The 21,068-nt window shown below is 63.9% G+C and carries 19 protein-coding genes; 12 read left to right on the plus strand and 7 right to left on the minus strand.

Translation table 11 applies throughout. From position 1 onward, the window contains the following. The first annotated feature begins 16 nt into the window (after positions 1-16). Positions 17-715 carry a phosphoribosylanthranilate isomerase gene (locus tag FFS35_RS07820; RefSeq protein WP_245857932.1) on the plus strand — a complete coding sequence of 233 codons (699 nt, stop codon included), beginning with the start codon at positions 17-19 and terminating at the stop codon, positions 713-715. Positions 716-761: 46 nt separating this feature from the next. Here FFS35_RS07820 and FFS35_RS07825 read toward each other — a convergent pair whose 3' ends face one another. From FFS35_RS07825 to FFS35_RS07840, 4 genes are all read right to left on the minus strand, one after another. Beyond that, positions 762-1,139 (minus strand): response regulator, encoded by a 378-nt coding sequence (locus FFS35_RS07825; RefSeq protein ID WP_096614145.1) that lies wholly within the window; start codon positions 1,137-1,139, stop codon positions 762-764. Continuing rightward, positions 1,139-2,950 (minus strand): PAS domain-containing protein, encoded by a 1,812-nt coding sequence (locus FFS35_RS07830; protein ID WP_096614147.1) that lies wholly within the window; start codon positions 2,948-2,950, stop codon positions 1,139-1,141. The genes FFS35_RS07825 and FFS35_RS07830 overlap by 1 nt, the downstream gene beginning before the upstream one ends. A 444-nt stretch (positions 2,951-3,394) precedes the next feature. Then, a complete protein-coding gene (locus tag FFS35_RS07835) occupies positions 3,395-6,772 on the minus strand; it encodes a PAS domain S-box protein (RefSeq protein ID WP_137786559.1) in 3,378 nt (1,125 codons plus the stop codon). Continuing rightward, positions 6,769-8,283 carry an ATPase domain-containing protein gene (locus FFS35_RS07840; protein WP_283214547.1) on the minus strand — a complete coding sequence of 505 codons (1,515 nt, stop codon included), beginning with the start codon at positions 8,281-8,283 and terminating at the stop codon, positions 6,769-6,771. Before FFS35_RS07840 ends, FFS35_RS07835 begins: the two co-directional genes overlap by 4 nt. An 807-nt stretch (positions 8,284-9,090) precedes the next feature. Here FFS35_RS07840 and FFS35_RS07845 point away from each other — a divergent pair. The 5 genes from FFS35_RS07845 (at position 9,091) to FFS35_RS07865 (ending at position 13,582) form a co-directional block, all read left to right on the plus strand. Continuing rightward, complete coding sequence (locus FFS35_RS07845) at positions 9,091-9,564, plus strand: Hsp20 family protein (RefSeq protein ID WP_137786561.1); 474 nt, start codon at positions 9,091-9,093, stop codon at positions 9,562-9,564. 88 nt (positions 9,565-9,652) lie between these two features. Next, complete coding sequence (locus FFS35_RS07850) at positions 9,653-10,171, plus strand: Hsp20/alpha crystallin family protein (RefSeq protein WP_066707318.1); 519 nt, start codon at positions 9,653-9,655, stop codon at positions 10,169-10,171. Positions 10,172-10,251: 80 nt separating this feature from the next. Further along, positions 10,252-10,863, plus strand: a complete 612-nt coding sequence (locus FFS35_RS07855; RefSeq protein ID WP_137786562.1) for a hypothetical protein — start codon at positions 10,252-10,254, stop codon at positions 10,861-10,863. Positions 10,864-10,981: 118 nt separating this feature from the next. Beyond that, positions 10,982-11,536 carry a MarC family protein gene (locus FFS35_RS07860; RefSeq protein WP_212742183.1) on the plus strand — a complete coding sequence of 185 codons (555 nt, stop codon included), beginning with the start codon at positions 10,982-10,984 and terminating at the stop codon, positions 11,534-11,536. 261 nt (positions 11,537-11,797) lie between these two features. Then, the gene (locus tag FFS35_RS07865) at positions 11,798-13,582 is read left to right on the plus strand and encodes a sensor domain-containing diguanylate cyclase (RefSeq protein WP_249341533.1); all 1,785 of its coding nucleotides are present in this window, start codon (positions 11,798-11,800) and stop codon (positions 13,580-13,582) included. 446 nt (positions 13,583-14,028) lie between these two features. On the opposite strand, the gene FFS35_RS20485 is transcribed toward FFS35_RS07865, so the two are convergent. After that, on the minus strand, positions 14,029-14,151 hold the full coding sequence (locus tag FFS35_RS20485; protein WP_283214548.1) for a hypothetical protein: 123 nt from the start codon (positions 14,149-14,151) through the stop codon (positions 14,029-14,031). Between the two features lie 166 nt (positions 14,152-14,317). Next, positions 14,318-14,971, minus strand: a complete 654-nt coding sequence (locus FFS35_RS07870; RefSeq protein WP_066707344.1) for a recombinase family protein — start codon at positions 14,969-14,971, stop codon at positions 14,318-14,320. A gap of 263 nt (positions 14,972-15,234) precedes the next feature. Here FFS35_RS07870 and FFS35_RS07875 point away from each other — a divergent pair, with 263 nt between their 5' ends. From FFS35_RS07875 to FFS35_RS07895, 5 genes are all read left to right on the plus strand, one after another. Further along, a complete protein-coding gene (locus tag FFS35_RS07875; protein WP_056366715.1) occupies positions 15,235-15,483 on the plus strand; it encodes an AbrB/MazE/SpoVT family DNA-binding domain-containing protein in 249 nt (82 codons plus the stop codon). Beyond that, the gene (locus FFS35_RS07880) at positions 15,476-15,874 is read left to right on the plus strand and encodes a type II toxin-antitoxin system VapC family toxin (protein ID WP_171007554.1); all 399 of its coding nucleotides are present in this window, start codon (positions 15,476-15,478) and stop codon (positions 15,872-15,874) included. Before FFS35_RS07875 ends, FFS35_RS07880 begins: the two co-directional genes overlap by 8 nt. Positions 15,875-15,922: 48 nt before the next feature. Next, positions 15,923-17,317, plus strand: coding sequence for a toll/interleukin-1 receptor domain-containing protein (locus FFS35_RS07885; protein WP_137786565.1), 1,395 nt, complete (start codon positions 15,923-15,925; stop codon positions 17,315-17,317). Beyond that, positions 17,314-18,849, plus strand: coding sequence for a hypothetical protein (locus FFS35_RS07890; RefSeq protein ID WP_137786566.1), 1,536 nt, complete (start codon positions 17,314-17,316; stop codon positions 18,847-18,849). The genes FFS35_RS07885 and FFS35_RS07890 overlap by 4 nt, the downstream gene beginning before the upstream one ends. A 199-nt stretch (positions 18,850-19,048) precedes the next feature. After that, entirely contained in the window at positions 19,049-20,101 is a 1,053-nt protein-coding gene (locus tag FFS35_RS07895) for a site-specific integrase (RefSeq protein ID WP_249341524.1), read from the plus strand. A 42-nt stretch (positions 20,102-20,143) separates the two neighbouring features. On the opposite strand, the gene FFS35_RS07900 is transcribed toward FFS35_RS07895, so the two are convergent. Beyond that, positions 20,144-20,785, minus strand: coding sequence for a hypothetical protein (locus FFS35_RS07900; RefSeq protein ID WP_137786567.1), 642 nt, complete (start codon positions 20,783-20,785; stop codon positions 20,144-20,146). 56 nt (positions 20,786-20,841) lie between these two features. Between FFS35_RS07900 and FFS35_RS19940 the strand changes: the two genes are divergently transcribed. Beyond that, positions 20,842-21,000 (plus strand): hypothetical protein, encoded by a 159-nt coding sequence (locus tag FFS35_RS19940; RefSeq protein ID WP_171007555.1) that lies wholly within the window; start codon positions 20,842-20,844, stop codon positions 20,998-21,000. Positions 21,001-21,068: the final 68 nt, after the last annotated feature.

Below are 21,068 nucleotides of genomic sequence, written 5' to 3' on the forward strand. Positions count from 1 at the left end.
GGCATGTCTCCATCCCATGAGAACTCGTATAAAGATTTGCTGCATCGCCTCGCCGGATGAAGCGCGGATCGCGATCGCCGCGGGGGCGGATGCGCTGGGGCTGGTGGCACGCATGCCCTCTGGTCCCGGTCGGATCTCCGACAGGGCGATCGCAGAGGTGACGGCGCTCGTGCCACCGCCGGTGGCCACCTTGCTGCTGACATCCGAGATAACCGCCGACGCCATCTCCGCCCATGTCCGCGCGACCGCTCCGGCGGCGGTCCAGATCGTGTCGCACATCGATCCCGCGGAGTCGGGCAAGCTGGCGGCGCTGGAGCCGCACGTCCGCCGGATCCAGGTCATCCACGTCGAAGGGCCCGACGCGCTACAGCTGATCCCGGCCTATGAGCCTTGCGTTCATGCCTTCCTGCTCGACTCGGGCAGGCCCAACGCCCCGGTCGCTGAGCTGGGCGGAACCGGCCGCGCGCATGACTGGGCGGTCAGCGCCGCTTTCGTCCGTGCGACCGAGAAGCCGGTGTTTCTTGCCGGGGGCCTGACCGCCGCTAACGTGGCGGAAGCGATCAGGCAGGTTCGCCCCTTATGGTGTCGACCTGTGCTCCGGCGTCCGGACGGGTGGTCAGCTCGACCCGCAGAAGCTGTTCGCCTTCGTCACCGCGGTCCAGCAGATCGACGGGGAAATGGCGCGGGCGATGTGACGGCACTGGCACCGGCGTGAACGCCTTCCTCCGCCGGCGTCCTGTGCAGTTGAGGTTAGCCCCCCGTCACAGACTTGCCGCCTCCAGTTCGCGAAGCAGGCGATGCGGATCGAACGGCTTGGGCATGAACGCGGTTCGGACCGGCAGATCCTCGCTGTCCAGGGGCACGTTGCCCGACACCACGAATAGGACGGTCGGCGGATAGCGCCTGCGCACGTGATGAGCGAGCGCAAGGCCGTCCATCGACCCAGGCATGTTGACGTCCGTCAGAACAGCGCCGATCTCCCTGTGACGATCGAGCAATTCGATGGCGCTCTCGGCATTCGTGGCCTCGAACACTCTCCAACCTGCATGTTCGAAGAAGTCGACCAGATCGAACCTGAGGATGGCTTCGTCTTCCACGATCAGGATCGTCTTGTTCGCAATCGGCTTACGCTGGCCCACTAAATGTTTCCATCATTGATCGAGACGTCTTCAAGGCGTGCATGGAGGGTGAACGCGAACCCTTCGGCGTCGAAGGCAGTTTCCGTCTTGCCGCTGGTGTACGCGCTCAACGATCGCTCGATGAGAACCGAACCGAAACCCTTACGCTGCGGAGCCTGCACGGGTGGCCCGCCGTGCTCACGCCAGTGAACATCCAGAAGCGCCTCACCTCCCTGATCCGCAATCCCCCACCGAAGTGACACAGTCCCCGTTTCATTGGATAGAGCCCCATATTTCGCGGCATTGGTTGCGAGTTCATGAAGCGTGAGCGCAAAGGCGAGCGTGACCTGGGGCTTGATGGCGATGCGCGGCCCGTCGATGAGGATGCGCGTGCCGATGGCGCCATGAGGGGTCAGCGCCCGGACCGCCAGCTCGCCCAGGTCGGCCGAGCGCCATGACCTCCGTGTCAGCAGGTCGGTTGCAGCGCCGAGCGCCACGAGGCGGGCGGAAAGGTCGCGGCTCGCGGCTTCGGTATCGGACGCGCTGCGCAGCGTCTGGCTCGCCACCGATTGCACAACCGCAAGGACGTTCTTGAGGCGGTGAGCCAGCTCGCCATTGAGCAGCCGCATGTCGTCTTCGGCGCGCCGACGTTCGCGGAAGTCGCGCGTGACCGTTCCATAGGCGACGTGCATGCCGTTCGCGTCGGTAATTCTGAACACCGAATACAGGACAGGGATCGCCTCACCTGTCCCGAAGTGGCGAAGCTCCACCTCACCGGCCCACTGGCCCACCCGGTCGACCGCTGGCAGCACCTCGCGGGAAATCTGCTCGGCCTGTTCAGGCGAGAAAAAGTCGCCGATAACCAGATCGGACGTTGCCCGGTCGTCCAGGCCGACCAGCCTTCTCGCCGCGCCGTTCAGGTAGAACACGCGGCCGTCCCGCGCGGCCATTCCGATGAAATCGGTGCTGTTCTCCGCCAGTCGCACGAAGCGATCCCGCTCCTCCCCGCTGGCGCGCAGTTCGGTGATGTCGCGGGATACGCAAAGGATCCGCTCAGGCTTGCCGTCCGGTCCCGTGATCGGGCTGACGGCGACGTGCCACCATTTCAGGTTGCCCCGGCGCGTTTCGGCCATGCCCATGAAGGTGGTGGCATCTCCCCGCCGCGCGGCTTCGACGGCGCGCTTCGCGCTTTCCCTGCCGGCGCCATGCCAGACGTCGGTCCATGGACGGCCCGCCACGTCGGCGAAGTCGCCGATCTCCATCAGCTGCTGCCCCCCATCATTCATAAAGGTCAGATTGCCCGCAAGATCGAGGACCTTGATGCAGTCCGTCGAGCTGGACAGCACGCTCGACAGGAAAGCCTCGCGCTCTGCGATCGCGCGGTTCACCCGTTCAAGCTCCTCGCGTGACCGGCGAAGTTCGTCCTCGACTGCCACCTGCGCGCTGATATCGACGTTGTTCCCCACCCAGCGCCGCAGTACACCTGCCTCGTCGCGCTGCGGGACGATCCGCGAGAGAAACGGCCGAAAGACGCCATCGGCACCGCGCAGCGGGAACACCATCTCGAACGGTTCGCCCGTGGCAATCGAGCCGGTCCAGCGCTCCATGACGGCAGGCAGGACGTCGGGGTCATGAACCGCTTGCCAACCCCAGCCCTCCATCTGCTCGGCTGTCGTGCCGCAATAGTCGTGCCAACGCCTGTTATACCAGGTGATGTGACCATCGGCATTCGCAACCCAGCACAAGGTCGGCAGGTTATCTGCCAAGTCCCTGAACGTAAGATCACCGTCGATTGCTGAAGCCGAAGTTAGGCTTTCCAGCTTGCGGCTCATGCTGGAGACCTGCCGCCAACGTCGGCGGTAATGATGCTTGCGGTCATTCCCCTGTCACTACCTCCGCGCCTGCCTCTCGCCATCTCGCTTCACGACCAGGGTTGCGGTCGCCTGCCGATCGGTTTGCACCTACTTGGCAGACGGTCGCCTAGCGCGCCACCTTCAGCGCGCATCGGCCAACAGTTTCGACGAGAAGCAGTCGTTAAGCGGCCGCGTGCTGCTTACCAAATTCGCGCGCTCGTTTATGTGAAGCAGTCAAGTCGCGGGACGCGATCGCGACCGTGAGTTGTAAACAGGTGCCAATCGCCATCGGCTGAAAGAAAACGACAGCAGGGCTTAGTGCAAGCCATAATCCATGGTTCTTGCGTAGTGGTATGAATCAGTCGACGATCGGGGAACAGCGAGAGGACGCTCTCTATTTGAACACCTGCCGCGTCAGACTTCTTAGTCGACAAGCGTTGACAACGTTGCCGCGAGTTCGTCCTTCCGGAACGGTTTGGTCAACCTCGGACGTTCGGCATCAACGCCTTCCAGCTCAGCATAGCCGGACACGAGCAAGACAGGCAGTTGAGGGCGGGTCACCTGCACATGCCGGGCAAGCTCCGTCCCTGTCATTCCAGGCATGAGGTGATCGGTTACTACGACATCGATCGACTGCCCACGCTCGAGAACGCGCACGGCCTCCTTGGCCGAAGTCGCTTCCACTACCGTATAGCCAAGATCGAGAAGCATGTCGGCCGTGCTCATCCGCACGAGTTCCTCGTCGTCCACGAGAAGCGCCGTTCCCCGATGGTGGACATCGGTTGCGAGCCGCTGCGGGACCGGTGCCTGCTCCGCTGCGTCGGAACTGACGGGAAGCCAAAGCTCCACGCTCGTGCCCATCCCCGGCCGGCTCTGAATGGTCAGTGCGCCACCCAGCTGGGAGGCAAGGCCGTGTACCATCGACAGGCCCAGGCCGGTTCCTTTCCCGACACCCTTGGTCGAGAAGAACGGCTCGACCGCCCGCGCGATCGTCGCTTCGTCCATGCCGGTGCCGGTATCTGCTACCGAGAGACAGATGTAGCTGCCGGGCGCCAACCGGGACCGATGGCCTTTGGGAACGGCCTCAGCGATTGCCGAGATCCGCAGGGTTCCGCCATCCGGCATCGCGTCGCGGGCATTCACCGAAAGATTCAACAGCGCCATCTCAAGCTGGTTCGGATCAGCTTTTGCCGCCGGCAGATCGGCTGACGCCTCAACGACAACCCTAATCTGTGGACCTGTCGTACTCTCGACCAGATCGCCCATGCCCGAGACGAGCTTTGCAACATCGACGGACACGGCCTGAAGCGGCTGCCGACGAGCGAACGCGAGAAGGCGCTGAACGAGTGTCCTCGCCCGCTCCGCCGACTGCGCCGCGCCGGCGATCAAGCGCTGCTCCCGCTCACCACCGAGCCCTTTGCGCTGGAGCATGTCGAGCGCACCGACGATCGGCGTCAGCAGATTGTTGAAGTCATGCGCGACGCCACCGGTCAGTTGGCCCATCGCCTCCATCTTCTGGCTCTGGCGAAGCGCCTCGTGCGCCTCCTCGCGATCTGCAATTGCCGTGGCCACCCTCGCCTCAAGGGTCGCGTTCAATTCTCGCAGCGCCTCTTCCGCCCGCTTGCGGGCAGTGATGTCGAGCGCGGTGCCCGCGACCCTCAGGCAGCGCCCTGAAGCATCGAATACGCCACGTCCCTTTGCGGCCACCCATCGCTCGATCCCGTCCTCCTTACCGATCGTGCGGTAGTCCACGTCATAGAGCGCGCGTACGTTCGGGTCGGCGGCCGCCAGAAAAGCCGCTGTGGTTGCTTCCCGATCGTGGGGGTGAAGGCCGTTGTAGAAGTCGTCCATCGTCACAGGAACGTCAGCTGAGATGCCGAACATCGCCTTGGTCTGTGCCGGCCAGATCAGCCGGTCGTTGACCACGTCCACGTCCCAGAAGCCGATTTCAGCGTTCTGGACCGCGAGGCGGAGGCGCTCTTCACTTTCCCGGAGACGAGCTTCCGCGCCGACCCGCTGGACATGCGACCAACATCGCTCTGCCACCTCCCTGACCAGCGTGATCTCGCCGGGGCTCCAGTCGCGTGCATGTTCCTGATGGACGGCCATCATCGCCGCGAGCCGCCCTTCCTTCACCAGCGGGCAGCAGATGATTGCGTCGATGCCGATGGCCTGAAACATCTCGCGCCCTTCGCCAGCCTGGAGCTCTGCAACGACGTCTCGGACGATCAGCGTACGGCCCAGCCGCATGTCGGCAGCTGCCCGCGGCCCGAACAGGTCGAGGCTGTAGGCCCCGACCGAACTTGCTACGCCAGGACCGTTATAGTCGCTGCGTATCCAGAATAGGTCGCTGGCCGTATCAACGTCGGCATAGGCGCACCGCGATGCACTAAGCCTTTGCCCCAGCATCTCCGCCGCGGCCTTCATGGCATCTGACGCGTCCGCCGCTCCGAAGAAGCGTTCCTCGAGCTCACCGAAAAAGCGAAGTCGCGCCTCACTGTCCCGCAGTGCCGCCTCGGCTTCGTGTTCTCCCGTCCGATCGCGGAAGATCTTCACGTAGCCGCCATTTTCACCCGCGAGAGGCATAGTCAGACCGGAACCCCAGAAGCGGGTTCCGTCCGCCCGCAAGTGCCAGCGCTCGTTGACGGCACGTCCCTCCGCAGCCGCTCGCTCTCGTTCCTGCTCCGGCTTGCGATCGGCTCTGTCTTCCGGGGTGAAGAACATGTCTCCAGACCGGCCGAGCGCATCTGCCGCACTGTAGCCGACGAGATGCTGAGCACCGCTGTTCCAGCCAGAGATGACTCCGGCAGCATCAAGGGTCACGATCGCAAAGTCTTCGGCGCCCTCCACGATTTGCCGGTACCGCGCTTCGCTTGCTCGCAAATTGGCTTCGGTCCGCGCGCGGGCGATCACGATGCCGGCGGTGCGGACAACGAAGTCGACGATCTCGAGGTCGGCCGCGCTCGGCATCCCCGGTTCGTGATGATACATCGCGAAGGTACCGAGGATGTCCCCCTTTGCGGAGGTGATCGGAACCGACCAGCAGGCGCGCAGCCGATGGGCGAGCGCCAGGTCGCGAAAGTCCGCCCACAACGGATCTGTCGCAATGTCCGCAACGAACACCGGTTCCTTCCGGTGGACTGCGGTTCCACAGCAACCAACGGAAGGACCTACCGCTATGCCGTCGATCGCCGCATTGTAGGCCGCCGGGAGACTTGGCCCCGCACCATGGCGGAGATGAACGCCGTCCTCATCCAGCAAGAGGATCGACGCAAGAACCCCTGAGTTGGACAGGGTTTCGACTTCCTGGACGATGGCCGAAAGCGCCGAAGCCAGGGGTGCCTCCTGGACGGCGAGCTCCAGTATGCGGTTCTGTGCCGCGCTGAGCGCGGCCGCGTCCCGGACCTCATATTGCCGCGCGCGCGCTTTGAGCGACGAGCGCACCGCGCCAAGCATTGCCTCGGCGTGCAGCGGTCGCTCCAGCAGAACGACATTGCCAAGCTTGGCAAGGCGTTCGGTTGCGGCAGCCGCCCGGGGCGTACGCGATCCGTTAGCCAGCACCACGAACGGCATGTCCGACCACGCGGCTTGATTGGCCACCCAGTCCGCGACAGTGACCGTGCTCGACCCCGCCAGCGCCTCTTCGGTGACCAGAACGGCACCGGCGCCCTCGTCTAAATGGTCGACCAGCTCTGCCTGATCCGTGCAGATGTGCGCCGCAATTCCGTTTCGCTTCAACAGCTCTTCCGCGATCGTGGCATCACGACCGCGCGGCGCTAGGATCAGAACGCGTGCTTTCATCTTGCCTGCGGTGCAACCGTGGCCGCCTGGCTCGCCATCAACGTCGTACTCTCTCCCGAGAAGGTGGGCACACCTGTGAGAATGCCTTGGAACCTGCCAAGCGGCTCACCCAACTGCAGCCCATTGTCGCCGATCTGAAACTCGCGGATCGTGCGTTCGTGCCGCGCCGTTCGCGTCTTGATCACCGATATGGCTTGTCGCACCTCGCCAAGCGCCTCGAAATAGCGAAGCTGGACCACGGTGTCGGACAGGTAGCTCAGGTCGACATCCGAACGGATGTCGCCGGTGACGCCATGCAGGCCAAGAATGAGGAGGCTGACGACCCCCTTCTGGCCCAGATAGCTCAGCATCTCGTGCATCTGCAGGACCAGAAACTGCTCGTTGGGCATGGACTGAAGGTAAGCGTTCAGGCTGTCGATCACGACCATGCCGGCACCGTGAACCTCCACAGACCGCTGAACGCTTGAGGCAAATTCACCCGGCGACATCTCAGCCGGATCGATGGCCCGCAGTTCAAGCAGCCCGCTCTCGATGTGCGGCCTCAGGTCCAGCCCGAGCGCGGCGCTACGCGCCAGCAAGGTTGGGGTGCGTTCGTCGAACAGGAAATAAGAGGCTTTTTCACCCCGCATCAATGCCGCGACGATACATTGAATCGACGTCGTCGTTTTCCCGACCCCTGCTGGTCCGGTCAGCAGGGTCGCCGTCCCGGGGACCAGACCACCGCCGAGTAGCGCATCCAGTTCGGGCGACCCGGTTGTGATCGCCTCGCCAGCTTCCTCGATTGCGTGATCGGCCGCGACTAGCCGCGGAAAGACACAGAGACCCCCGCGCTGGATCTCGAAATCATGATAGCCGCCCCGGAACTGCCTCTGGCGCATTTTCACAACGTGCAACCGGCGCCTTTGTGCCCCGAAGCTCGCAAGCGTCTGGTCCAGCGCGACTACACCATGGGCGATACTGTGCAGTTGCAGATCGCCTCCATTCCCTCCCTTGTCGTCCAGCACGAGAACGGTGCACGCCCGCGTCGAGAAGAAGTGCTTCAGCGCAAGGATTTGCCGACGGTACCGGATCGGGCTCTGGGACAGGAGCCGCAGCTCCGAAAGGCTGTCGAGCACCACGCGCGCGGGCCGGACTTCGTCGACCTTCGCCATGATAGCGCGCACGGTCTCGCCAAGTTCGACTTCGCTCGGGTGAAGCAGCGTCTGCTCCTGGTCCTCGGTGAACCCGTCCGGTGGCACCATCTCGAACAGCTTCAGACTGTCCAGCGACCATCCATGCGCCCTGCCGACTGCCCGGAGCTCGACCTCGGTTTCCGCCAGAGTGATGTAGAGGCCGGTCTCGCCGGCGGCCGCGCCAGCAAGGAGAAAGCCCAGTCCAAGCGTGGTCTTGCCGGTACCGGGCGTCCCCTCGATCAGATACATCCGCTCGGGGGTAAGGCCGCCATGCAGGATGTCATCGAGGCCTGCGATGCCGGTGGACGCCACATTGTCCGATTGGTCCTCTGGAGTCACAATCTTCCCCGTCTCGTGGTCGACCCGCCGAGGCCATGCGGCGCAAAAAGACGGTGTCTAATCGACTGTTAGCGCTGATCGCCGTCGAAAGCGACTGTCCCGCAAACCAGCCCCAGGAGTGACGGCTCGGACGCTCCGGACGCAACGGACGCTCGCCTCGGCTCTCGACCGGGGTTGCGGCAAGGTTCGGCAGCCCAGGTAGCTATCTCCGGGCCATTGTGCGACCTCGAAGCGGAGGGCCAAGACTTCGACTAGCGTGCGGGTAACTGGCTTGATCTGCGCGCTCTTAGTGTCAGCGTGTCGCCAGGATCTGATCAGCCTGCCGCCACTCTAAGTTCGAACACCTTGGACCCCGGCGGCGGTGGAACGAGGGTGGCCGCCGACCGACGCCGTCAGGCGCTCCGCAATGCCCATACTGAAGCCGCCACTGCTGGCCTCGGGAGAGGGGAGGCCGTGTCATCGACGAAGATGACGGCATGAAAGCCATTCCGTTCGTGAGCGGTCGAGCTGCCCTATCGCCACGACAATCCAGGAGCTGACATTGGCGGCCTGTTTGCCGCTCCCAGCTTCGGCCATCCCGTCAGGGGCGATCAGCCATCGATCCTACCGAAGCGCTCCACTTGGAAGCGATGCGATTTCGCCTGGCCCGCATCCGAAAAATTGCGCTTGAGGAGCCTTGAAGGCGAAATTGCCCTTTCCTAGCTGAGCGTCGCCGGGCGCCGTATTCGGGTCCGGTGGGACATAGAGAGCGCCGGCTCTCCTCCGGCGCTTCTCATGCCCAGATCGCTTCACATGGAGGATTTGGATATGAGGACCAACTTCGACTTCACGCCCTATCGGCGTTCAACGGTCGGCTTCGACCGCCTCTTCGACCTGCTCGAGACCGGCCTGCGCGCCGACGCGACCGATGGCTACCCGCCGTTCGATATCGTCAAGGACGGCGAGGACAGCTACCGCATCACGCTTGCGGTCGCCGGCTTCCGCCCCGACGAGATCGAGATCGTCGCACAGCAGAACCAGCTCACCGTCACGGGCAAGCGCGCTGAGGACCAGCAGCAGGGCGAGTATCTGCACCGCGGAATTGCGACCCGTGCGTTCGAGCGCCGCTTCCAGCTCGCAGACTTCATCGAGGCAGGCGACGCTCGGTTCGAGAACGGGCTGCTCAGCGTCCAGCTGAAGCGCGTTGTCCCCGAGGCGATGAAGCCTCGCAAGATCGCGATCGGCGGCGCGCCCGCTAACGATCGGATCGAGGCGCCCAGCGAAGACCGCCAGGCCGCCTGATCATCCAGCACCGGCTCGTCGGCGCCGCTTCTTCAGGGCGGCGGCCGGCGGGTCGTGGTCTCTCAAGCCAGACAAGGAGAAAGGACCCATGGCTATCCGTGACCTGATTCCCTGGAGCCGGCAGGAGAACCGGCTGCCCGCGTCGATCAGCGTCGACCAGCGCGATCGCGAGGATCACCCCCTACTGTCGTTGCACCGCGAGGTGAACCGGCTGTTCGATGATGTCTTCCGCGGCTTTGATACACCGGCACTCGGTGGCGTTGGCCGCAGCCTTACGTGGCCGCATCTCGAACTCGGCGAGACCGACAAGGACATCCGTGTCACCGCTGAGCTGCCCGGCCTTGACGAAAAGGACGTCGACATCTCGCTCGAAGAAGGCGTGCTGACGCTGCGCGGTGAGAAGCGATCCGAAGTCGAGGACCAGGAGCGCGGCTATTCGGAACGCAGCTACGGTCGCTTCGAACGGCGCATTAGCCTGCCCAAGGGCATCGATCGCGACCGAGCGAACGCCACGTTCCGGAACGGTGTGCTCACCGTGACGCTGCCCAAGACCGAGGCAGCGAACGAGAATGTCCGCCGCATTCCGATCAACGCGCAGGCGGCGTGATCGGCCGGTCCGGGACTTCGGTCCCGGGCCTTGGCCCAATTCCAGATCAATCACTTCAGTCACCCACGATAGGACGAAGGATGCGCAAGGTTCCTACAGCCGTCCTGACCGGCATGGCGGTGCTGGCGGTCGCTGGCATCGGCGTTGCCGCTGCTCGGGACGCACACACGCTAAAAGTCGATCTGCCCGACGGCGCGGTCGCCCGGATTGAATATAGCGGCGACATTGCCCCGAAGGTGACGCTCGCGCCGGTTTCGCACCCCCTGCCCGTGTCGTTTATTGACGCGTGGGACAGCACGCCGTTTGCGGCGGTTGACGATGTCGCAGCCGAGATGGACCGGCAAGCCGCGACGATGATCGAGCAAGCGGCACACCTCCAGGCGCCACCTATGCTCACGGAGCCCAAGCTCCGGACGGTCGCGTCGGGCAAGATGCCATCTGGGACGGTGCACTTCGAATTTGTATCGACGACCAGCGGAAACGACACCTGCACCCGCAGGGTCGAGAGGACTTCCTATGGCCCGGGCGAGAAGCCCCGAGTAGTCTCGGCTAGTTCAGGCCACTGCCGGTCGCTGGACCGGTTTCCGGCACCGACCCGGCTGGATACGCCGGTTCACCCGTGGATACCCGGCTTGCCAAAGCCACGGATGGCGGACAATGGGGACCGGGCCCGGGTCGGCACCATCGTTTAAGCTGACGCGGAGGCGGCCGGGGGGGTTCCTCCGCTCACGTTGGTCATGGACGTTTCCCCGAGCATCCTCTCCAGCTTCGTCACGCTGCTGGTCACGATCGGTCCGGTCGAGACCGGTCGTGTTCGCCAGCCTCACTGCGGGCATCCACCGTGGTGAGCGACGCAGCCTCGCCATTCGCTCGACCGCGATCGCCGGGCTGGTGCTGCTGCTGTTCGCCGTTGCCGGCAATTTCACCCTCGACCTGCTCCACGTCTCGCTGCCAGCGTTCCGGGTCGCGGGTGGCCTGCTGCTGTTTCTCCAGGCACTGAGCCTGACCTTTTCCGGCCCTGGCCTGTCGTCGATTAGCGAAGGTGAGCGAAAGGATGCCGAGCGCCCCGGCGACATCGCCGTATTCCCGTTGGCCTTTCCGCTGATCGCCGGTCCCGGCGCCTTGTGCGCGGCGGTGCTGCTGATGGGGAGAAGCGCGGGATGGATCGAGGGCGCAGGCGTAATCTCGATGATGGCCGTTTGCCTCACGCTCACCTATGCCGCGATGCGCGCGGCCGAGCGGCTGGTGAAGGTGCTAGGCGCGACGGGCGCGGATGTCGTTCGCCGGATCTCGGGCGTGCTGCTGGCCGGTCTTGCCGTCCAGTTCATCTTCGATGGGCTCGCAGGCGCGCCGTTTCTGGCTTGAGCTGCGGCAGTAAAATCAAGGTACCGCATCGAGAGCCGCGCCGACCCAGCCGAGTACGGCGACGTTGGAAGCGGCTTCAGGCGAGTCGCGGCTAAAGAATGTCTGCAGCCTGCACACACATCGCGCAGCGGCAGCTCACCGTGCTTGGGCACCTCCCGGGCGAGCCGGCAACCACAGTATGTCCAGGTCCTATAACTTGCACGTTGGAGAGCTTCCTCCGTTAACCATCATTAACTAGTTGCGATTAGAGGTTGTGGCATGATGTCGGCCTCCGATCTTCGCAACTGGAAAGCGGAATGGCGGCAGGCGCTACTGCTCGCGCTTGCCTACTTTGGCGCGGCGTTATGTGCCGTGACCTACGCCCGCGCCAACGGCGGCGTAGCGCTACTCTGGTTCGCGACCCCGCTGCTCGCTGTCGATCTGCGCTACCGCCCCGAACGGTCTTGGACGCTGCGCCTCGCCGCCTGCGCGGCGGCAAGCGCGCTTGCGACGAGCCTCGAAGGACTTGGTGTTGGCGTTGCTCTTCCCTTCGCTCTCATCAACATCGCCGAGGGTGCCGCCGTTGCGTGGTTGATGCGCCAGTTCGTGCCTGTTCCAGGCCATCTCACGTCGCTACGCGAACTCGCTATTCTCATCGGCGTTGCGGGAGGGGTCGTGCCTGCTGGCACTGCGCTTCCGGCTGGTCTGCTCGCTCATTGGGCTACAGGCCTTCCGGTCGGAAACAACGCCTTCAACTGGTACGCTGCCCATGCACTGGGTACGCTCACGGTGGTGCCGATGGTCGAGCTCGTCATCGGCGGGATTTTGTCAGGATGGGCGCGCTCTGTCGAGCGGCGCGAGGCGTGCGAAGCGGCACTCCTCACCGGGTTCCTTCTTGTCGTGACAGGGTTCGTATTCGCGCAAACGCGGCTGCCCCTGATGTTTGTCCCCCTTCTTCCAATGATGCTCATGGTGTTCCGCCTCGGCCGCCTCGGCGCGGCGACGGGGCTCCTGGTGATCACGATAGTCGGAGCGACTTGTACCGCTCGCGGGCTCGGACCAGTGGCGATACCGGGCACGAGCACCGGCACACGACTCTTGCTCTTTCAGCTATATCTGACGGTCGCAACATTGATGGCGCTGCCCGCCGCGACAGAGCTGAAACGGCGCAAACTCCTTTTCTCGGAGGTGCAGGCCCAGGCAGCGCTCCACAAGATCATCACCGATCGAAGCGGCGACATCATTATGGCGGTCACGGCTGATGGCATCATCGGCTTTGCCTCCCCATCGCTCGCCATGATTGCAGGCTTCGGACCGGATGCCGTGGTTGGCAAATTAGCTCGCGACTTCATCGCTCCGGCAGATGTCGACGTGGTGGTGGATGCCCACCGACGTGCCATGCAGAAGCCTGATGAAACGATCATGTTCGAGTTCCGCGCGACGAAGGCTTCGGGTGAACTCGCGTGGTTCGAGAGCCATGCCTGCGCGATCGCTGATGAGGATGATCAGATTTCCGGCACTGTGAACGTCGTGCGCGACATCTCCGAGCGTAAGGCGTTGGAACAAGGTCTAGAACGCGCAGCCGCTACCGACGCGCTGACCGGGCTACCCAACCGGAGAGCTTTCGAGGTCGCGGAACGGCAGCTTCAGGAACACCCACCTTCATGGCGGCACTATGTCGCCGTGTTCGATCTCGACCACTTCAAGGGCGTAAACGACCGTTTCGGTCACGGCGTGGGCGACGAGGTACTGTGCGCCTTTGCGGAAATCCTGAAAGCCAACACCCGATCGGGCGATACGGTCGCACGCCTGGGTGGAGAGGAGTTTGCGGTCCTGTTCGCCAATCTGAAGCTGCAGGAGGCTCGCGACGCGTGCGAGCGCGTGAGAACGCAGTTCGCGACTACCGGTGTGATGACCTCGGATGGGCGGGCCGTGCATGCGACCGTCAGCGTCGGGCTTGCGGCGCTCGATGGCGACGCTGGCCTTTCAGAGGCTTTGACGGCGGCAGACACCGCGCTCTACCGCTCGAAAGATCAGGGTCGCAATCGGCTCTCGCTTGCCGCGTGAACCACCCGAAGATCGGCACCAGGGGTGAGCGGATTGAACGATGCGCACCCTGCACGCTGGATAAAGTCGTGGTTTGTTCCGTTGCTCCCGTTTGACTTTTGGCGCCGATCATCGCGGCGCCCTCGACATCCATCCAGCTCGCGATTGATGGCCCGAACGACAAGCTCGAGCCCGTCTCTCTGGGCAGCGCAAATCGCTCCCGACGGCTCGGTGACAATAATCGTCAGCCTCAAAGCTCGGCGTACGTTCGTCCACCACAGCGCCGTGCCGGTTGGCATGTCGACCATCTACTCTGTCATGCGCGGCAATGAGACGTCTACCCGCATCTTTACGATCCTGCCAAAGGATGTTGACCAAAATCAAACCTATCGGCGGGGCGATGCCGTTCATGCGTCGCCTAACTTCGGGGGGTATCGCGCTCCACGCCGGCGCTCTGCCTGGCTAGCTCAGGCCAGTTGCCGGTTGACGCGGATATGCGCTGGATTTTCAGCAGTCGGCTCAGCGACGAAGCCCATCTGCTGCTCAAAAACGATTGCGGAACGGTTCTGCCGTTCGTCGAGCGATGCCATGCTCGATCTACCTCACTGGCGTAGCGTCTCTACCAACATTCGAGCAAGGACCAGCGCCCCCCACCCCCCGCTTTTATGGTAGGCGCGGATGTTGATGGCGACGTCACGATCGCGCGTGGTGACATCACCTGCGAGCATTGCCGGAGCGACCAGCCCGCCCGCATAGCTAACATTCGGTCTTGGCTGACGCACTCGACACTGTTCCTGACATAGCCCGATGGATTGCCGTCACCCGTTTGACGTGAGCGATGCTGCACCCGGCGAGTTCGGCCGTCTTCGCGATGCTCATACCCGCCTCTCGCAAGCCTACGATGCGGCGGTGGTGGGCTAGATCGGGCTTGCGGCCGGTGTAGCGCCCTGCCCTCTTGGCAATCTCAATGCCTTCACGCTGCCTCTCGCGCCGGGTCTCGTAGTCGTCGCGTGCGGTTTGGAGTGCCACGCGCAGCAGCATATCCTGCACCGCTTCCAGTACGATGCGCGCAACGCCCGCGTTGTCTGCCACGAGTTCGGACAGGTCCACAATGCCAGGCACTGCCAGTCGCGCTCCCCTGCCCCGGATCGCCGCCACTAGCAGTTCGGCTTCCGGCAGCGGTAAACGGCTGATCCGGTCGATCTTCTCAGCGATCACAACTTCGCCCGGCTGCAGGTCATCTACCATTCGCAGCAGCTCCGGCCGGTCTGGCCGAGCGCCAGACGCCTTCTCACGGTAAACTGCCGCGACGTAGAACCCGGCCGCGCGCGCGCCTGCGACGATACTCTCCTGCCGCGTCAGATCCTGCTCATCCGTGCTCACCCGCAGATACACCCGCGCCGCTCGTATCCCGCTGCCTGCCACGTCCTCATCCTCCCGTCTGGCTCAATCGGGTACACCCATTTGAGCCAGTGCTGCGGCAGCCGGCTCTGAATAGCAAGCACCGATCCTGTCGAGCCTAGCTCACCAAGCCAGGCCTAAGTAGCTAATGGGCACGGACATGACCGACGACTGATCACCAAGCACGTAGGAGTGCCCTCCTTCGTGCTATGCATCAGCGGCGTCATGCGGTACATTTTGGTGATTGGGTCAGCCAAGCGAGTTCAGTGCAGATGGAAGCACAGAGGGTCAAGATTGTGGACGGTGGTAAACTCGTGATCCCGGCGGCTATGCGCCGGGAGCTCGGGATCACCACGGGTGACACCGTTCTCGTCGATGTGGACGATGGCGAGTTGCGGGTACGATCAGTGCCTAGAGCGCTTGAACGTGCTCGCGCGATCCTGCGCAGGTATGTGCCCGAAGGCGTCGGCTTGGCTGACGAGCTGATTGCGGAGCGCCGGCGCGAGGCGGAGCGTGAGTAGCAAGGTCGTCCTCGACGCCTCCGCCCTGCTCTGCCTTCTGAACGACGAGCCCGGGGCGGGTCGGGTAGTGGACGTCCTTACCCGTTGCATCATCGGAACGACCAACCTCGCCGAGGTCGTCTCCAAGCTTCGGGACCGAGGATTGCCGCTCGACGAAGTGCGTGAGGCGCTTGGCGGGCTACACCTCGACGTCCGGCCCCTCTCTCCTGCACAGGCACTGATAATAGGCGACCTCCGGCCGTCGACGAAGGCGCTCGGTTTATCTCTCGGCGACCGGGCGTGCCTTGCCTTGGCGATCGACCTTCAAGCGGACATGTTCACGACGGACGGCCCACTAGCGAGCACCGATGTCGGCATTACCATCACCAATGTGCGGCCGCTTGCAGAGTAGTCGCACATTCGTGCTTTTAGGTACGGCACTCTGCAGTCGGGGACTCCCATGACTACCGCTCCGACACCGGTGCGCGACACCATTCTGATCACGCACGCCAATCCCGAGGACAATCGCTTCTCCCGGTGGCTTGCCGGGCGCCTAACCACGGCCGGGTACAAGGTCTGGGTCGACGTTCGCGCGCTTCGGGGCGGCGACGATTTTTGGGACAAAATTGAGCACGTGCTGCGGCATGAGGCGATCAAGCAGATTGTTGTCGTTTCCGAGCACATCGGGAAGCAAGGCGTAAAGAAGGAACTCGCCCTCGGCGACGTTATGCGTCGCAAGCTCGGCGACGCGGAGTTCATGATTCCGATCCGGATCGCCGACGTGGACTTCGGCGATTTCCCAACAGAGATCCTGCGGCAGAACGCACACAATGCGTTCCCTAACTGGGCGGCCTGCCTTCAGCCCCTGTTCGAGACGCTCGACACCTCACGTGTGCCGAAGGTCGATCATCCGGACGCCGAACAGCTTGCGATGATCGTCGCTGCCCAGGAGGATGGTCGGAAGCTGGTCACCCCAAATCCCGAGATGCTCTACAGTAACTGGTTCGAACTTCGGGCGAGACCTGACGTCTGGATACTGGAGGCGAAGGGAACGACTGCGCAGCTGGAAGCCTGGAGCCAGTTCACGCGTGTTCCCCATGTGTTGCACGAGGGAGGCGCCATCGCCTTTTGCGGACCCGATGCGATCGAACGTCTCGACGACAGCGCTCCGCCGTTAAAGGCGCGCGCCAGCTTGCCCTTCAACGGCGTGATAGACGGTACCTATAGCCGGCACTTCGGTGAGCGCTCCAACGCACGGCGGATCGCTGTCAATCTGATGCGTCAGCATTGGGATCTGGCCATGCATCGTCTCGGGCTACTTCCTGTCGATTTCGCTTCGGGCGCCCGCGGCCGCTTCTTCCCCGACGGGCTGATCGACGGGAGAGTCAAGCTGACGCTGAGCGACGGACATCGGGTTGACCGGGTGCTGAGCGGCAAGTTCAAGGATCGGCGCTGGCACTTGTGCCTTGTCGCTCAACCAAAGCTCTGGCCGGATGCTCTTTTCCGGGTCCATGCCAATGTCGCGGTGACGACCGACGGCCGAACCCCGCTCCCGGGTGAACAGCTGCAGCGCATTCGATTGCGCCTCACGCGGTCTTGGTTCAACGACAAATGGCGCGATATGCTGCTCGCCGCGATGGGGTGGCTTGCCGAAGGTGATGCGGCCCTAGACATTGCCGCGTCCGGTGAGCGCCTCGCGGTTGCTAGCCTACCAATGAGCTTCGAGTTCCCGGTCAGCTTCGCCGCGGAAGAGGACCGCCGAGCCGAGGAAGACGAGGGAGGCCAGATAACCCTGTCAGAGGACTTCGAAACGGCCTTCGACCGGGATGAGATGCCGGAGGAGGCCGACGCATGAGCATCCTCACGCATCGCATCGCCGAACCTTTGCTCGAGTTCGGTCACGGGCAGCAGATGGAAGCGCCAAAAGATGGGCTCTTCCTCTTCGGGCCACTCGAGGGTCCCGATGGCCGCTCCCAGGTACGCCTGGGCGTCATCGGGACGGAGAGCGGTGTCGGCCTATCCCGCCGCTGGTTAGAGCGGATCAGCCTGCATATACCCGGCAAGGTCGATGCAAAGGGCAAGCCCGTCCTATGGGCACCCGCATGGCCAGGGTTCGAGGCCTGCTTCGGCATCGTACTGCCAACCCGCGGCATGGTCGAGCTAGCGCTCAAGAGCGGCGACATCGATCATTGCATCAAGAAGAACAATCGCGCCGACGCGGTCCGCTCCACGGTGCTGCTGTTCGCCGACGCGATACGCGCGCACATCCGCGCTGAGGAGCGCCGTCCCGACGTCTGGCTCGTTGTGGTTCCGGACGTCGTCTATCGCTACGGACGTCCCCAAGTAGCACCACCGCCCAAAGACGAGCGCACTCCCTCCGACATCACGAGCTTTAAAGACGCCAAACGCTTCTTCCAGATGGGTGGTGACCTATTCCCAGACACGGTGCGGGATGCCGAGACCTACCTGTTCTCGAGCAATTTCCACCACCAGTTGAAAGCCGAGTTGCTGCAGGACGGCGTCGTCCTTCAACTGATCCTCGAAAGCACGTTGGTTGATCGCAACCTCAACATCGCCAACGACCGCCGGCTTGGCCTCCAGGACGAGGCCACGGTTGCATGGAACTTCTGCACCACGCTCTACTTCAAGATGGACGCCAAGCCGTGGGCGCTGGCCCATGTCCGGCCTGGCGTGTGCTACGTCGGACTGGTGTTCAAGAACGACGACACGCCTGCGGCAACGGGCGAGGCCTGTTGCGCCGCGCAGATGTTCCTCAACTCAGGCGACGGCCTTGTCTTCCGCGGCGCCCTCGGCCCTTGGTATTCCGACGAGCGCAAAGAGTATCATCTGTCGAGGAGCGCGGCGGCGAATTTGATGACCTCGGTGGTCGAGGGCTATAAGCTCAAGCACGGCAAGCCACCTAACCAGCTGTTCATTCATGGGCGGCACCGCTTTTCCGACGATGAGTGGGACGGCTTTTGCAGCGCAGTGCCCACTGAAACACAGCTGGTAGGCGTCAGGATCAAGCAGCTCGATGATGTTCGGCTGTTCCGCCCCTCTGCGTCGACACCAGTCCTGCGCGGCACGGCTCTTACCGTGGGTGACTGGTCAGGTTACCTTTGGGCGCGGGGGTTCGTGCCTCGACTTGCAGGGTATCAAGGATTCGAGACACCCAAGCCGCTCACCGTCGACGTGACGCATGGCGAAGGCGACATCGTAGAGGTGCTCGGTGACATTCTTGCGCTCACCAAGGTCAACTACAACGCCTGCGATTTCGCTAGCGCCCTTCCCGTGACGCTCAAGTTCGCCGATCGGGTGGGTGAGATCCTGATGGCGTCGCCACATACCGTTATCGCACCGCCGCTGCCGTTCCGGCACTACATCTGATCCCATGAGCGCCGACCGAGGCTGAGGGAGATCGAGCGCGAGGCGGAGACGCTGCGGTCCACCAATTTAGGTACATATCCGCTGTTTCGGGTGCGTGCCGCCGGGTGGATGCTGTCCACCATTTCAGGGAAACCTACAGGCAGATTCGCGGAAAGAAGTTTCCGAAATCCGGCAACTCGTTTCCGAACTGGCCCGCCTCGTGCAAGACCCGACCGACCCCGAATCGCTGCCGACCTCGCGCGCGCTCGTCATCGTCGAGCCGGCGGAGCTGGTGCCGGTCGCGACCCATCTGGCGCTACGGCCGACGCCGACGCTGCCCGGGATCGTCGACCTCGAGACCGAGCGCGCCGACGCCTATGCGCGCGCCGCGCGCGCCGACAACACGCACCGGGCCTATGCCGCAGACTGGACGATCTTCACGACCTGGTGCGCGGAGCGTGGTGAACGTCCGCTGCCGGCGTCGGCCGAGCTGGTGCGGCGCTTCGTTGCTTGGGAGGCCGACCGCGGCCGCTCGCCGGCGACGATCGAGCGCCGCGTTGCGGCGATCGGTCATTATCACCGCGCCGAAAACTTTGTCGCGCCGACCGCGCTGCCCGATGCCGGCAGACTGCGCGAGACGATGGCAGGAATCCGCAACAGCCGCGGCGGTAAGAAGACGCGCAAGCGCGCGGCCGACGCCGCCATCCTCGAAGCGATGCTCGGCACCTTTCCCGGTGAGGGCCTGCGCGCGCTGCGCGATCGGGCGGTGCTGGCAATTGGGATGGCGGCGGCGCTCCGCCGCTCCGAGCTGGTAGCGCTCACCGTCGATGTCATCGAGCTCGTGCCCGAGGGCCTGCGCATCATCATCGGGCGGTCGAAGACCGACCAGGGGCAGGAGGGCGCGGAAGTGGCGGTGCTTGAAGGGTCGCGGCTGCGGCCCAAGGCGCATCTGCTCGCGTGGATGGGGGCGGCCGGGCATGACGGCGGTCCGTTGTTCCGACGACTAACCCGAGGCGATGAGCTGACAGACGACGGGATGAGCGATCGGGCGGTTGCGCGGCTGGTCCAGGCCGCGGCGCGCAAGGCCGGGCTGGACGAGCGCCAGTTCGCCGGCCACTCGCTACGTGCTGGCTTCCTGACCGAGAGCGCTGCGCGAGGCGCGACGATCTTCAAGATGCAGGAGGTCAGCCGTCACAAGACGGTGCAGATCCTGTCAGAGTACGTGCGCTCGGCCGAGCGGTTTAGGCATCACGCCGGTGCGGGCTTCCTATAGATGAACCGTCGACCACCGCCACAGTACCGAGCCAGTGCAGCCCTAGTAGTGCATGCAAATGGGCGTGGGCATCGGGCTGAACCGCGTGTCGAGCGAGCGGCACCTGATCGACATCGACGCGCGTCGCGCGTCTGTTCCGCCCGAGCGCCTTACCCATCGAAGCCGGTCAGGCAGTCCGGGATGGCTGAGCGACGCCGGGGTGAGCATCCTTATCGACAACTCCCCATGCGTGCCGAGCTGCTCGAGGAGCGCAATGCTATGTTCCTCCACGCCATCGGGATCCTCGAACACCTCCATCGTGTAGCAACCCCGCGCCATGTCGCAGCCGGGCGTGTCCCTGGCAGCGCGTGAGTATGGCTCCGGCCAGCGGCAGACGAGTACCCAAGGCCACCCCTCTTCCGGCGGCTCGTAGCGGGAGATCAGGACGTTGTCGGAGACCAATGCCGACGGGCGTCTATCGAGGAGGTCAGGCGCGACCGCAGCCGAGCGTGGTTCATCGAGAAAGCGGTCCAGCTCGGCGCGTTCCTCGTCGGTCTCAAGGATAATTGCATAGTAGCGGCCGAGTGCCAGCCTCTCCCCGCAATTTCGGATCGGCATGTCGATCAACATCACGCTCGGCGCGGCGATCATGGGCGAGGCGTAGAACATGCGCTCGCGCGCGAGGGTTTGCGAGAGGCGGTACATGGTGCTGATCGGCCGTTCCCAGTTTACCTGTGCGATCGGGACGATATGGTCGCACGATGACCGAGAGCGAGCAACTCTCCCCGGAGCAATGGCGCGAGCGGATTCAATCGCTTGGCGACCGTGAGGTGGTCGCGCTGTACGAGCGGGAGGAAGGTCGCGGGCCGATTACCGACGTCGCCGCCAGCGAGATGGAGCCACGCAACCTAGATTACTAAGCCGCCTAGCGGCTACCGTCCGAGTGCCGCCTGTCCTTCCGAAGCACGCTCGGCCGCGGTCGCATCGA

The organism is Sphingomonas sp. 3P27F8 (assembly GCF_005502745.1).
Taxonomy (GTDB): Bacteria; Pseudomonadota; Alphaproteobacteria; order Sphingomonadales; family Sphingomonadaceae; genus Sphingomonas.

What these genes read in the sequence shown, in the direction of transcription:
- FFS35_RS07875 (WP_056366715.1), top strand. Translation starts at nt 15,235, where the DNA reads ATGGAAGCACAGAGGGTCAAGATTGTGGACGGTGGTAAACTCGTGATC.
- FFS35_RS07855 (WP_137786562.1), top strand. Translation starts at nt 10,252, where the DNA reads ATGCGCAAGGTTCCTACAGCCGTCCTGACCGGCATGGCGGTGCTGGCG.
- FFS35_RS07885 (WP_137786565.1), top strand. Translation starts at nt 15,923, where the DNA reads ATGACTACCGCTCCGACACCGGTGCGCGACACCATTCTGATCACGCAC.
- FFS35_RS07835 (WP_137786559.1), bottom strand. Translation starts at nt 6,772, where the DNA reads ATGAAAGCACGCGTTCTGATCCTAGCGCCGCGCGGTCGTGATGCCACG.
- FFS35_RS07890 (WP_137786566.1), top strand. Translation starts at nt 17,314, where the DNA reads ATGAGCATCCTCACGCATCGCATCGCCGAACCTTTGCTCGAGTTCGGT.
- FFS35_RS07820 (WP_245857932.1), top strand. Translation starts at nt 17, where the DNA reads ATGAGAACTCGTATAAAGATTTGCTGCATCGCCTCGCCGGATGAAGCG.
- FFS35_RS07850 (WP_066707318.1), top strand. Translation starts at nt 9,653, where the DNA reads ATGGCTATCCGTGACCTGATTCCCTGGAGCCGGCAGGAGAACCGGCTG.
- FFS35_RS20485 (WP_283214548.1), bottom strand. Translation starts at nt 14,151, where the DNA reads ATGGCATCGCTCGACGAACGGCAGAACCGTTCCGCAATCGTTTTTGAG.
- FFS35_RS07830 (WP_096614147.1), bottom strand. Translation starts at nt 2,950, where the DNA reads ATGAGCCGCAAGCTGGAAAGCCTAACTTCGGCTTCAGCAATCGACGGT.
- FFS35_RS07900 (WP_137786567.1), bottom strand. Translation starts at nt 20,785, where the DNA reads ATGTACCGCCTCTCGCAAACCCTCGCGCGCGAGCGCATGTTCTACGCC.
- FFS35_RS07865 (WP_249341533.1), top strand. Translation starts at nt 11,798, where the DNA reads ATGTCGGCCTCCGATCTTCGCAACTGGAAAGCGGAATGGCGGCAGGCG.
- FFS35_RS19940 (WP_171007555.1), top strand. Translation starts at nt 20,842, where the DNA reads ATGACCGAGAGCGAGCAACTCTCCCCGGAGCAATGGCGCGAGCGGATT.
- FFS35_RS07845 (WP_137786561.1), top strand. Translation starts at nt 9,091, where the DNA reads ATGAGGACCAACTTCGACTTCACGCCCTATCGGCGTTCAACGGTCGGC.